This is a genomic window from Acinetobacter entericus, from assembly GCF_026168575.1.
Taxonomy (GTDB): Bacteria; Pseudomonadota; Gammaproteobacteria; order Pseudomonadales; family Moraxellaceae; genus Acinetobacter; species Acinetobacter bouvetii.
Genome location: NZ_JAPEQW010000032.1, coordinates 1 through 13,471 on the forward strand (window position 1 = coordinate 1; position 13,471 = coordinate 13,471).

General features: G+C 41.7%; 11 protein-coding genes and 2 pseudogenes. 2 read left to right on the top strand and 11 right to left on the bottom strand.

From position 1 onward, the window contains the following. Positions 1-77: 77 nt before the first annotated feature. Positions 78-420: pseudogene (locus OKC24_RS20135) on the top strand (helix-turn-helix domain-containing protein); the annotation flags it as partial. A gap of 22 nt (positions 421-442) precedes the next feature. Then, positions 443-1,520 (top strand): annotated as a pseudogene (locus OKC24_RS16875) (ISNCY family transposase); the annotation flags it as partial. A gap of 127 nt (positions 1,521-1,647) precedes the next feature. On the opposite strand, the gene OKC24_RS16880 reads toward OKC24_RS16875, so the two are convergent. From OKC24_RS16880 to nirD, 11 genes are all read right to left on the bottom strand, one after another. Then, positions 1,648-2,289 (bottom strand): ATP-binding cassette domain-containing protein, encoded by a 642-nt coding sequence (locus tag OKC24_RS16880; RefSeq protein ID WP_130145862.1) that lies wholly within the window; start codon positions 2,287-2,289, stop codon positions 1,648-1,650. A 4-nt stretch (positions 2,290-2,293) separates the two neighbouring features. Further along, positions 2,294-2,977 (bottom strand): molybdate ABC transporter permease subunit, encoded by a 684-nt coding sequence (gene modB, locus OKC24_RS16885; protein ID WP_130145860.1) that lies wholly within the window; start codon positions 2,975-2,977, stop codon positions 2,294-2,296. A 45-nt stretch (positions 2,978-3,022) separates the two neighbouring features. Continuing rightward, positions 3,023-3,784: a molybdate ABC transporter substrate-binding protein gene (gene modA / locus OKC24_RS16890; protein WP_131275696.1), complete on the bottom strand. Its 762-nt coding sequence runs from the start codon at positions 3,782-3,784 to the stop codon at positions 3,023-3,025. A gap of 47 nt (positions 3,785-3,831) precedes the next feature. Further along, positions 3,832-5,103: a molybdopterin molybdotransferase MoeA gene (locus tag OKC24_RS16895; protein WP_131275697.1), complete on the bottom strand. Its 1,272-nt coding sequence runs from the start codon at positions 5,101-5,103 to the stop codon at positions 3,832-3,834. Then, positions 5,103-6,026 (bottom strand): bifunctional molybdenum cofactor biosynthesis protein MoaC/MoaB, encoded by a 924-nt coding sequence (gene moaCB / locus OKC24_RS16900; protein WP_130145854.1) that lies wholly within the window; start codon positions 6,024-6,026, stop codon positions 5,103-5,105. The genes OKC24_RS16895 and moaCB overlap by 1 nt, the downstream gene beginning before the upstream one ends. A 59-nt stretch (positions 6,027-6,085) precedes the next feature. Beyond that, a complete protein-coding gene (locus tag OKC24_RS16905) occupies positions 6,086-6,640 on the bottom strand; it encodes a molybdenum cofactor biosynthesis protein MoaE (protein WP_130145852.1) in 555 nt (184 codons plus the stop codon). 1 nt (position 6,641) lies between these two features. Next, positions 6,642-6,908: a MoaD/ThiS family protein gene (locus OKC24_RS16910; RefSeq protein WP_130145850.1), complete on the bottom strand. Its 267-nt coding sequence runs from the start codon at positions 6,906-6,908 to the stop codon at positions 6,642-6,644. 1 nt (position 6,909) lies between these two features. Further along, positions 6,910-7,962, bottom strand: coding sequence for a GTP 3',8-cyclase MoaA (gene moaA / locus OKC24_RS16915; protein WP_130145848.1), 1,053 nt, complete (start codon positions 7,960-7,962; stop codon positions 6,910-6,912). Between the two features lie 225 nt (positions 7,963-8,187). Then, complete coding sequence (gene mobA, locus OKC24_RS16920; protein WP_130145846.1) at positions 8,188-8,814, bottom strand: molybdenum cofactor guanylyltransferase; 627 nt, start codon at positions 8,812-8,814, stop codon at positions 8,188-8,190. Next, complete coding sequence (locus tag OKC24_RS16925; protein WP_130145844.1) at positions 8,811-11,603, bottom strand: nitrate reductase; 2,793 nt, start codon at positions 11,601-11,603, stop codon at positions 8,811-8,813. The genes mobA and OKC24_RS16925 overlap by 4 nt, the downstream gene beginning before the upstream one ends. A 183-nt stretch (positions 11,604-11,786) precedes the next feature. Continuing rightward, positions 11,787-13,415, bottom strand: a complete 1,629-nt coding sequence (gene nirD / locus OKC24_RS16930; RefSeq protein ID WP_130145842.1) for a nitrite reductase small subunit NirD — start codon at positions 13,413-13,415, stop codon at positions 11,787-11,789. Positions 13,416-13,471 lie beyond the last annotated feature (56 nt).

Here is a 13,471-nt window from a genome sequence, read left to right on the forward strand (position 1 = left end):
TTTTAAATGGTTTATCGCATAGACATTTTAATTGGTGAATAACAATTATTGTAAGCCCAAATGAGATGTTGGTGTCTATGTTGGATAAAGAACTTAAACGATTGTCGGTTTTACAGGAAATCTGCGATCAACTTATTATCCAATCCAATGCTGCTCAGCTACTCCATATTTCAGAACATCAGATTAGACGCTTACTGCAGAAATACAAAGCTCAAGGCCCAAGCTGCATTAGCCCATGCTAGACGTGGCCAAATGAGCAACTCCAAGCTTCCTGAAGAACTCAGACTCAAGTGCCTCAATATTGTTTCTGATCAACTGCATGGTTTCGGACCGACTTTAGCGCATGAAAAGCTGACCACCATTCATGGTATTAATATTTCTGTGGAAACACTGCGTTCCTGGATGATTGCAGCAGATCTATGGATTCCTCGCACCAAGCGCCTNGACTTTAGCGCATGAAAAGCTGACCACCATTCATGGTATTAATATTTCTGTGGAAACACTGCGTTCCTGGATGATTGCAGCAGATCTATGGATTCCTCGCACCAAGCGCCTGAAACGCCCGTATCAACCTCGGTATAACCATGACTGTTTCGGTGAGCTGATTTAAATCGATGGCTCTCACTATGACTGGTTCGAAGGACGCGCAGCTAAATTCTGTCTGTTGGTGTTATTGATGAAGCCACAGGAAAGCTGCTGCATCTGCGCTTCTGTGAATCAGAGTCAACCTTTGATTATATGATTTCAACACGTCTGTATGTGGAACAACACGGTAAGCCCTTAGCGTTCTATAGTGATAAACATTCTGTATTCAGGGTCAATCAAAGCAGCAAGAAAGACTCCAAGATTACGCAATTTGGACGTGTACTCAATACCCTGAATATCGATATCATCTTCGCCAATTCCTCACAAACCAAAGGCCGTGTAGAACGGGCCAACCGAACCCTTCAGAACCGTCTAATTAAGGAAATGCGTCTTGAAGGTATCTGTTCGATTGCAGATGCAAATAAATGGAATGGTTGCCCTGCTTTATTGAGCAGTTCAATCTCAAGTTTGCAAAGACGGCCTTTAATCCTAAGAATCTACACCGAATTGTGACTGAAACAGCTGAAGAATTAGATGATATTTTACATGGAGAGAACCCCGCAGAGTTACGAACAGCTTGACCATTAGTTATGATAAATGCGTTATCTGTTGGAAAATACAGAAGAAAATCAGAGGTTCATGGGGAAGTATATTGAGTTTCTGGAATACCCAGATGGTACTGTGGCCATCATGCATGAAGGTCGGAAGATCAATTACAGCGTCTTCGATAAATTAAGTCAGCTCAACCAGCGAGAGATCGTTAAGAATAAGCGGTTTTGGGTACTGTTCTCAATCATATTCAACAGCAGCATGAAGAATTAGAACAGCAAAACAAACGAAATCGCTCACAAGCAATGCCAAGTAGAAGAGCACAGAAAGCATCAATTCAACAACGAAATCTGAATCCTGTACTTGACTTGGAAATGTCTGTATAGGACATTTCTACTTGGGAATAACAATTGTATCTCTAATCATTTGACTTGGTTGCTCTACAATTTGAATTCTAACTTCCTTTTACTTAATCAGCACATTTATTAAGAATTAGCTTAACACTAAAAACTTTTAACCATAATCAATATAACCATGTTCAATCTGTAACATCGTACCCTGTAAATATTCAATTTCATCCACATGATGCGTCACATAAACCATCGGTAAATCGATCTCATCTTTTAATCGCTTTAAAAATGGTAAAATTTGCTGTTTTAAACGACTATCTAAACCTGTTAATGGTTCATCTAACAATAATAAATTTGGTGATGATAATAACGCTCGACCTATAGAAACACGCTGCGCCTCACCACCTGAAAGCTGATGCGCTTTGCGTTGAATTAAAGGTCTCAATTCTAATAAATCAATAATGTGCTCAAAATTAAATTTACGTTGATTTTCAATCACTAAGTTCTCAGCATAGTGTAAGTTTTGCAGTACATTCATATGTGGAAACAACAATGCATTTTGAAAAATAAGCGCTATTTTTCGTTGATGCATAGGAACATGGATATGCTGTTTTGAGTCGAATAGAGTCTGATTTTGAAACTCAATAACGCCTTGTTGAGGTTGCAATAAACCCACTAAGCATTTTAAAAATGTACTTTTGCCACTGCCTGATGCGCCCACAATTCCCAAGAGTTGATCTTGCATTTTCAATTGCATATTGAGTTGAAAATCTAAAGTTTGATACTGAAAATCGCAAGATAACATGGGCTTATCCTTTTAATTTTTGTTGATATTTTTGCAGGATAAAATAATTTGCGATTAAAGCCCCAAAAGCCAAAACTAAGGATAAGGCGACTAACCGCATTGCCATTTGCTCGCCATCCGGCTGTTGTAAAAAAGAATAAATAGCAATAGGAATAGTTCGAGTTTCATCTGGAATATTTCCCACAAAGGTAATGGTTGCACCAAATTCGCCCAAACTTCGGCTAAAACACAGAATGCTTCCAATCATGATACCCGGTAAAGCCAAAGGTAAACTGATACTCAAAAATACTTTAAATGGACTGGCGCCCAATGAGCCTGCAATTTGTTCAAGTTGCTGATTAATCAATTGAAAAGACAATCGGATCGGTTGCACCATCAATGGAAATGCCACAATCATTGAAGCGAGCACTGCCCCTTTCCAATTAAATGCCAGTTCAATGCCAATTTGACTGAGGTATTGTCCAATCCAACCCTTATTGCCAAACAACATCAAGAGCAAATAACCAAGAACTACGGGTGGCAGCACCATTGGCAATTGTAGAATCGCTTCAACTAAAAACTTAAGCCTAAACTCATAACGTGCCAAATACCAAGCCAATGCGACTGCAAAAGGCAAGCAGATCAGCGTTGCAAATAGTGCAACTTTAGCGGATAAGTATAAGGCACTTAACTCTTCAGGGCTAAACATCGTCCTCTTCTTATTATTCTTTGCCAATTAAGGTATCAATAACATTTATCGACCAATGCTAAAACCATATTTTTTAAATACAGCTTTGGCTTGCGGATTGGTTTCTACAAACTTTTTGAATTGTACAGCTTCAGTGTTTTGTTCACCCTGTTTGGTCAAAGCGATTGGATACACTATAGGATGGTGCGAGTTTTCTGGAAAAGTCCCGATAATTTTGACTTTTTGACTTATCAAAGCATCGGTTTTATACACAATTCCGGCCTCACATTCGCCACGTTCAACAAAAGCCAAGGCAGAACGTACATCATCTGTACCGACAATACGCCCTTTCAGACTGTCTAACCAATTGAGTTTAATCAAACTTTGTTTGGCATATTTACCTGCAGGGACAGATTCCATTTGTCCTGTACACAAATGCCCATGAAAGGCTTTAGCAAAATTAAAATTGCTGTCTGCTTTAAACGGAATATTTAAATTTTTAGGGCTAATGAGTACCAATTGGTTGTATAGAATTGGTTTGGCTTGATTGGCATTGACGATTTGCTTTTGAATCAGGTAGTTCATCCAATCCAAATCTGCTGAAAAAAACACATCACTTTTGGCACCAGCTTCAACCTGTTTCGCCAATGCAGACGATGCGCCATATATGGCAACCACATCCGTTTTAGGTTTTTGTTTTTCATAAATTTTAACAATATCATTCATGGCATTGGTCAGACTGGCCGCCGCATAAACTTTGACGGTATCTGCATGACTTAAATTGACTGCTGTCAATAATGCGGCACTCAAAATCATTCTTTTAATCATTAACCTACTCCTATTAATATCAGTTAAATACGTTGAATGCATTGCTATTAAATAAAAATACCTTGAACAATTTGCCCAGCCTCAATTTGTTCTCCTGCTGGAATGCGCACTAAACAATTGGCTTGCATTAAATTACTTAACATATGTGATTGCTGCTTTGCCAAGCTTTGAACTTTTAACTTTGCCTGATCAAATTGAACTGACATTCTCAAAAATCGCTCTCTTGCGTCAGCTTTCAAATCATGACTCAGTTCAGCGCTAAACCATTGCAAAGACGATGCCTGACCTTGCAATGCATCCAATAAAGTTGAGGTATAGATTTGCATACCGACATAAACCGCAGCTGGATTCCCTGGTAAACCCAGTAAGTAACAGCTGGTTTGATCCGTTTTTTGAAGCTCGGCAAAAAACATCGGCTTACCCGGTTTTTGTTTTACTTTCCAAAAAATTTGCTCAAAACCTAAATCTAAAGCCACAGGGCGAATAAAGTCATAATCGCCAACAGATACACCGCCTGTGGTAAGAATCAGTTGATAATTTTGACTTAAATCATCTAATAATGTTTTTACGGCTAGTTCTGTATCAGCAACATGAAAAATTTCCACCGTGTGATTGCGCTGCTTAAACCATGCTTGAATCAAAGGTGCATTGGCATCGAAAATCTTACCCGAAGCGAAATCTTCAACCATTTCAGCCACTTCATCTCCAGTAATCACCACAGCGACTTTCGGATATTGAAAAACTAGAACTTGTTGAATGCCTGCCATACTTAGCGCAGCAATTGCGCCAGCAGTCAGTTGTTGCCCTTTTTCCGCAAGGCACTGCCCAACTGAAATTTCTTCTCCAATATCACGAATATCTGCATGTGCTTTTAAGTTGTCAGTGAGCGTAATTGATTTAGTTTCCTCTGATTTCGGATCAATTCGTTCTGAATCCACAAATTTTGAATTGACTGCTTTAACTATTTCCTGTCTGGCAATGGTTGTCGTTCCATTAGGAATTTGAGCACCTGTAAATATTCGAACGGCTTGACCATGTTTTAATTCAAACTCAGCGGATTGCCCTGCTCTAATTTCACCAATCAATGCAAAAGTTGAATCAGCTTGAATCACATCATCCGCATGTATGGCATAACCATCGACTGCGCTTTGTGAAAACATTGGCAGATTAATATTCGAATAAACACTTTCCGCCAAATAACGATGTAATGCTGAATTTAAATCAATGATTTCAACGCACCCAGCTTGGGCACGTTGTTGAATCAATGACAATGCTTGATCTATTGAAATCAAGCCATATTCTGCGCCACACGCTGACATTATTGATACCCGCCTGCATGAGGAATATTTTTTTGCACATCAAAAAGATGAACCAAAGCTGGCAAAATTGCGGTTAACGATTCTTTTGCGCCTTGGCGGCTGCCTGGTAACGTAATCACTAAGCTATTTTCAATATAGCCTGCCACACCTCGGCTGAGCGCAGCATAAGGCGTGCGTTTTTGCCCAAAGCTGCGTGAAGCCTCCATTAATCCTGGAATTTCGCGCTTCAATAGCGGCTGAATCGTTTCCACAGTTAAATCTTTAGGGCCCAAGCCTGTGCCGCCCACCGTTAATATGAGTGGATAATGATTTTTCTGCTGCTCAATCAGCGCCAATAACTGCTCTGGACTGTCTGGAATCACTTTATAATCAATGCTTGTGAAGTTTGCGTCCTGTAAAATTTCTAAAACATTGTGTCCCGCTGTATCTGGTTTTTTACCTGCTGCGACAGTATCCGAAAGCACAATCACCGATGCTGGCATGGCTTCTTTCAGTACGCGGGTGAAGTGCGATTTTCCGCCTTTTTTCTTCTGCAGCTTTACTTGGTCTAGGCATAAATCTTCCGGCTCACAATGCGGTTTCAGCATATCGTACAGAGTTAAGCCCGCAAGGCTGACTGCTGTCAAAGCTTCCATCTCTACCCCTGTTGGGCCAATGGTTTCGACAACGGCAATAATTTCCACATGTGCATCAAACAATTCGTATTCCACATCTGCACGGTAAATCGGCAATGGATGACATAAAGGAATCAGTTCATCAGTACGTTTTGCCCCTAATATGCCTGCTATGCGCGCAGTTTTCAGCGCATCCCCTTTCTCGGTATTGCCGTTGCGCAGCAGTTCAATGCAATGAGGCGGAGCATGCAATATGCCTGTTGCTATTGCTGTACGGTAGCTTTCCGCTTTCATCCCTACATTTTTCATTGCGCTCTTCCTGCCCTGTTTTTGCAATTTTGCTTAGATTGATTATTGAGGTCACACAACTACAGATGCCATTGGTAAATATTGGCATTGAGCTGCTCGGTGCGCTGTATAAGCAGCTCATGATGATCATGGCTGCAATGCTGATGTTCATAATGATGTGATGAATGCTCATCATGATCTTTACGGATACAGCAGCCTTCTACATATTGACTGGAACCATCCATATAAAACTCTTCTTTCCAGACGGGCACTTCATGCTTTACCCGCTCTACAGCTTCTTCGCAGGCAGCAAATGCTTCGCGGCGGTGCGGTGCATAAGCTACCGCAATAATGGCGGTATCACCAATTTTCAAAGCGCCAATACGGTGTACAACCCGCACATACGAAACAGCGTGTTTAAGCTGGATGTCCTGTTCAATTTGGCGGATCATTTTTTCCGCTACAGGCGCATAAGCGGTGTATTTCAGCGCTTTAACGGCCTTCCCTTCATGATGATTGCGCACAGTGCCAACAAAAATCCCGATGCCGCCGCATTCTGGATAGCAATCAATGCCATCAAAAATCTCTTGCCCAAAAGCATGCGCCTGCACGCGTGAAAACTGCTTCAGTTCCATATCATCCCCCTGCAACTGGTGACAGCAAGACCAATGTGCTGTCTGAGGTTAAAACGGCATTGCGGTGAACAATGTCTTCACCCACTGCACAGGCGCAGCGTTCCAGTAAGCTTATTGCTGATGGGTATTGTTGAATGATTTGATGCAGTACCTCTGAAACAAAGCTATCTGTTTCGCATTGCACACTGAGGTCATGCGGCAATTGGCGTTCAATGGCGCCATAAGATTCAATTTTGACTGTTATAGGGTTAATGAATTGCGCTTCCATATTAACCTCCGATCATATGCATGCTGATTTTTCTGGAATTTTGGTTCAGGTTTTCATGACTGTTTTGCTTTTCCTGAATGGCATGAAAGCCTTGCTCTTTGGACCAAATGTAGCTGTTCAATACTGTTTTCAGCTTAGTATCTGAGCGAATGCCTCCTTTCATCAGCTGTTGGATATGCCGTTTTAGCGGCATACCTTGAGTTGAAAATAAGCAATTGAAAAACTCACCCTGCGCATTTAAGCGCAAGCGGTCACAGGTTCCGCAAAATGAGTTGGTAATGGTTGAAATGATGCCTATGGGCATGCCATCAACCGTATATGTACGCGCCGGATGAGCCCCTTGTCCTTGCAGGGTGTTCACTTCAAAAACTGAAGCCAGCTCATCTAATATTTCTTGTTCACTCACAATGCTGTCTTTAGTCCAATTTTGATCACCGTCCAAAGGCATAAACTCGATAAACCGCAGCTCCACATTTATGCTTTTTGCCCAATTACTTAAGGGCAAAATTTGCTTTTCATTGAAGCCTTTGATGAGAACGGCATTGATTTTAATTTTAAAACCGGCCTGCTGAGCCGCTTGAATGCCTTCTAAAACGGGCTCTAAATGTTTCTTGGTCAGCTCAAAAAACTGTACGGGGTCTAAACTGTCTAGGCTGATATTTAAATCATCCAACCCTGCCTGTTTTAAAGCACTGGCGTATTGTTTTAGATAATGCCCGTTAGTAGTCATGGAAATCCGCTTTAAGCCATACGCGCGCAAAACCTGTAATTGCGCAACAAAATGCATGACACCACGGCGCATTAATGGCTCACCGCCAGTTATGCGGATTTGCTCAATGCCATTTTTCACCATAAATTCACAAAAAATGAAAAGTTCTTCAAAACTCAATAAATCATGTTTTTTCATCCATTCTGGATGCTCTGGCATACAGTAAACACATTTAAAGTTACAGCGGTCTGTCACGGAAATGCGCAGTTTGCGCTTTTCCCGTCCAAACTGATCTTGGAAAGCCGGGAACAGATTATCTCGCTGTAAAGTTGTCATGCTGTTCATGTCAATGGTCCATAGCTTCTGCGCTGTCTTTGCACATTGTGAAACTGCCTCAGTACAAAATGTTCTATTCGATAATCAATAAATTGCAAAAAATGTTCCAACTTTGCGCATCTTTCACGCCTTTTATATTTTTTTTTAAATCTTCTAAATTATTGTGATTTTTTAATGCATAAAATCTATTCAGATCCGCTGTGAGAGTGAATTCCATTTTTAGGCCAGTGGAATTTAAAGCAGCTGAAGCTGTTTGTGCTGCTGCAGTTCATCTAAAGAGTTAATGCTATGAAAAAACAGTGCATGATTTTTAAAACGTGCCACTTGCGGGTGCAAATCTGCAAAACACTGCCTTAAGCTGCGCTGATTTTGTGCAAGGTGCTGAATTAATGCCGGCAAACTGCTCCGTTTTAACAAACAAAATGGATACAGCGCCCGGTCATTGATTTCAACAATAGCAACACCACAGTTAGGGTCTTGCTGCATGGCCTGATGCAGCCGCGAAAATACCTTTTTAGGAATAAAGGTCACATCACAGGGTACGAACATCACATAATCCGATTGCACATGCGCCCACGCACTTTTCATTCCCATCAGCGGGCCTTGAAAGCCTGTTACCTCATCTTCAAAAAAGCCAATCGACGGAATCAGCCGCTCATAAATAGAATGATCTCGATGGCTGTTGACCCATACCTTGGTTGCTCGTGATTTTAACTGCTGGTGAATTTTAATCAGTTGAATTTGATCATCAAATTTTTGCAGCAATTTATTGATGCCATTCATACGGCGCGCCTGGCCGCCCGCCAAAATCACGACTTCTGTTTCTGGGTAAGTCACAGGTTTGAATATTGTTCTTTTCATTCAATAGCCTCCGCTTGGCATGCTTTGATCAAACCACGAATTTCAGGCAAACATGAACCGCAATTTCCGCCCGCTTTTAAACAGGCAGTGACTTGCTTTTCATTGCTGATATTTTTTTCTTTAATGGTGTCAATAATTCGATTTTTACCCACTTTGAAGCAGCTGCACACCAATGGTCCTTCACTATTCCCCATTGACATCGCTTGTCCGGCAAGCAAAGCTTTACGGTGCATGGCACTTAATCGTTCACGTTTAAATAGGCTGGCTACCCAATCACGATCAGGCAATAAAGCTTTCGGGGCAATATATAAGCTTGCAATCAATTGACCATCTTGCAACACCACACTATGGCTGATATGCGCAGTTTGATCTTCAAGATTGAGCCATTCAAAACTCTCATCTTCAAATGGTAACAGTTCTTTTAAGTGCTCTGTAGTTTGCGTAAAACGGCGGCGGTCAGCCAACTCATAGCGCACCGCTTTAGCGGTTTGAATCTTTGTCCACCATACTGTATTTTCAATTGGTTTTTTGACGATATGCTCAAAGCCTTCACGCACATAGAACACCCCCTGCCACTGCGTATAAAAAGGATGAATCATCACAGGGGTATGTTTAAATTCAGGTTCGCCTGAAATCGCGTCCACCACTGGATTGACCACTTTGCCAATCCGAGCATCTGAAGCGAATTGATCATTCCAATGAATCGATGCAAAAATTTGTCCACGGCGAATATTATCGCTGACCACAGCACGTAAAACACAATTGCCCCATGCGGATTTAATCTCAACCAATTCACCATCTTTTAAACCATATTTCAGTGCATCATTCGGATGAATTTCACAATAAGGTTCAGCTTTATGGGTACTTAAATTGGCTGATAAACCTGTACGGGTCATGGTATGCCACTGATCCCTAATTCGCCCTGTATTTAAGATCAACGGGTATTCACTATCTGTTTGATGCAATGGATCTATTGCAGTCGTTGCAATGAGTTTTGCCTTGCCATCAGCATGGCTGAACTGCCCTTGTGCAAACAGTTGCGCATAAGCGCTTTCACTTTGCCCTTTTTGAATGAGTGGCCATTGCACAGGATCAAGCTCGTTATATTCAAATACTGAAAGATCGGTTAAACCACTGAGATTGAAATATCGGAAGTTTTCTACTTCTGCGCGTTTAGAAATTTCTGCATTTTGGAAAGCTGAAAGTTGCGCATGTTCTTTGAAAATGTCATGGCTACTTTCAAAATCAAAACCAGCAAAACCAAGCTTTTTCGCCACTTGTGACACCGTCCACCAATCGGCTTTGGCAAGTTCAGGCTCAGCTAAAAAGGCGCGTTGTCTTGAAATACGGCGTTCCGAATTGGTCACAGTACCGTCTTTTTCACCCCACCCGAGTGCAGGCAATAACACATCTGCATATTGCGTGGTGTCTGTCTCTTTGCAAATATCTGAAACCACGACAAATTCACATGCGTCTAAAGCACGTTTAACCTGATCTGCATTCGGCAAACTCACCACAGGATTGGTTGCCATAATCCAAATGGCTTTGATTTTGCCACTTTCTACTGCTTCAAATAGATCTACTGCTTTCAAGCCTGCTTGTGTGGCAATGGTTGGGCTATTCCAAAAACTTTGCACAAGTTGTTGATGCTTTGGATTATCCAAATCCATATGCGCTGCCAGCATATTAGCTAAACCACCAACTTCACGGCCACCCATGGCATTCGGCTGACCTGTCATAGAAAATGGCGCAGCACCGAGCTTCCCTATTTTCCCTGTGAGGAGATGAGCATTGATAATGCTATTGGCTTTATCCACACCACGAGAAGATTGATTGACCCCCATGGAAAATAGCGTCATCACCTTTTCAGTTTGGGAAAATTTCTCAAAGAACAGTTGTAGTTTTTCTAGCGAAATACCTGTTTTCGCAGCAACAGCTTCAATGTCTGACTCAGGCTGTGAGCTTTCTAATAGAGCGTCTAAACCTTGTGTATGGCTTTGAACAAAAGCTTGGTCGACATGATCATTTTGATATAAATACTGTAATAAACCATTGAATAATGATACATCTTGCCCAATCAGAATTGGCAAATGCAAATCGGCAGCTTCACAGGTCGCAGTAAAACGCGGGTCGATCACCACGACAAATAAATCTCTTTCCTCCTTAGCTTTCATAATGCGTTGATACAACACAGGATGACACCAAGCAGTATTTGAACCAACTAAAACCACCATGTCAGTGTGTTCAAAATCGTCATAACTTGCAGGAACGAGGTCTTCTCCAAAAGCACGTTTATGCGCTGCTACCGCAGAAGACATACATAGCCGGGAGTTGGTATCAATATTGGCAGTGCCTAAGTAGCCTTTGACGAATTTATTCACCACATAATAGTCTTCAGTCAATAATTGTCCTGAGACATAAAATGCAATGCTGTCACGACCATATTGCTCAATACATTGTTGAAATTTATTGGTAATTAGATCAGTTGCAATATCCCAATCTGTTGCTTGGCGGGTATGTAATGCTTGTGTTTTACGCCCCAGCATCGGCTGCAAGACACGGGTTTCTAGCCCTATGGTATCGGCTAAATTACTGCCTTTAATGCAGAGTTTTCCAAAGTTGGATGGATGATTGACATCACCAACCACCGTTACTTTTTGCCCGAGTACAGTTTCTTCTACTGTTGCGGTGACACCACAACCTACACCACAGTAAGGACAGGTGGTCTGAGTCACTTTGACTTTATTTTCTGTGGAGCTGTGCAGTTCCATTACAGGGATACTATTCATTGTCTGCTGTGCTCCTTATTCCCATTCCAACAAGGTATTACTTTAAATTTCAATAATTTTGAATACTATTAACTTTTAATCCTCCCTAACCCTCCTTTTTCAAAGAAGGGAATTTCAATACCTAATTTATTTTAAGATTAGGACATCCCACTCTTTTTAAAGAGGGGTTAGGGGGGATTGCTTTTACCCTGCTTTCTTTAAAGCAAAATCCTTACCAAAGAGCAATTTATTACGAATACTGCCAATTGCAGTTTGATCAGAAATCAGTTCTGCATACCAAGCACCATCTTCAGTGTCACCAAACAACACTGCACCGACAACTTTATCTTTTTGGATAATAATACGTTTATAGATTTGACGTTTCTCATCATTTAGAACGATGTCCTCAAAGTCTTCAGCAGGTTCGGCACTTTCTAAGTCAATACGGCCCGCAGAAAACACATCACAACCGCTCACTTTCAGTTGCGTCGGTACAATAGGCGCTTTGAAAGTCAAGCTGCCGTGTTCGGCCAAGTGCGATGCGCAAATAAAGGCTTGTCCCCACAACGGTTCGACCAATCCAAAAGTTTGGTTGCGATGTTCAATACATTCACCCACAGCATAAATACTTGGGTCATAGGTTTGCATGGTGTCATTGACCAACACACCGCGGTTACAGCGCAAGCCTGCACTTTGAGCCAATGCCATATTTGGACGAATACCCACAGCAAAAACCACGAGATCTGCATCTAACACTGTGCCATCTTTCAAGCGAACTTGTTTGACGTGACCATGGTCATCTGCAAGCAAAGCTTCGGTATTGGCTTCAGTGATAATTGAAATGCCTTTTTGTTCAATACAATGACGCAGCATTTGACTGGCTTTCGCATCCAATTGACGCTCCATGATGCGATTCATTAGATGCAGCACGGTTACATTCATGCCCCGTTGTTTTAAACCATAGGCGGCTTCTAAACCTAATAGGCCACCGCCAATCACCACAGCATTTTGTTTAACTTTGCAGTAATCCAGCATTTTATTAACATCATAAATGTCACGGAAGCTAATGACACCGTCAAGATTTGCCCCGTTGACAGGTGGAATAAACGGTTTAGAACCTGTCGCCAAAATGAGGCGATCATAATCCACCATTAAGCCTTTTTCGGTATAAACTTGCTTACGTGGACGATCAATGCGCACCGCGGCATCGCCTGCAATAAAGCGAATATTTTTATCGGCATACCATGCATGCGGATGCAGCATAATATCATCGATGGTTTTATCGCCTGACAGGACTGGCGAAAGCATAATGCGGTTGTAGTTGCCCCATGGCTCTTCACCAATCACCGTTACGTCATAACGATCAGGCGCCATGTCCAATAGATCTTCTAAACAACGCATTCCTGCTAGACCATTGCCCACTAGAACCAACTTCATCTTTTCAGCAGATGGCGCATTATTGGTAATATAAGTTTTTTGCGGTGTCGGGCTGATAAAAACTCGGCCATTTTCAATCTTGCTTGGGAAAACCAAGAGCTTTTGATCTTTATCTTCTAAGCAACGCCCTGTCGCCAAGCTGAAATGCTGCTTATAAATTGGAGAAGCCACCACACGTTCACCTTGTAAGTCGCCAATAATACCGCGGGACATCACAAAAGCTTTACTAAACGGGTCTTGGTTGCTCAGCGCATACACCCGCTTTTCTGAACCGATGCGGAAAATGGCAATTTGTTGTTCATCAATCAAAGCGCCCACGCCTGTATTTGGGGTAATATCATCCAATGCACAAACATCTAACCAATTTAAATCATTCATATCTTTAAAAACTGTCATCTTTATTATCCTTTTCCAACTTCTTTTATCCATTTACACCCTCATTCAGTTTCTCC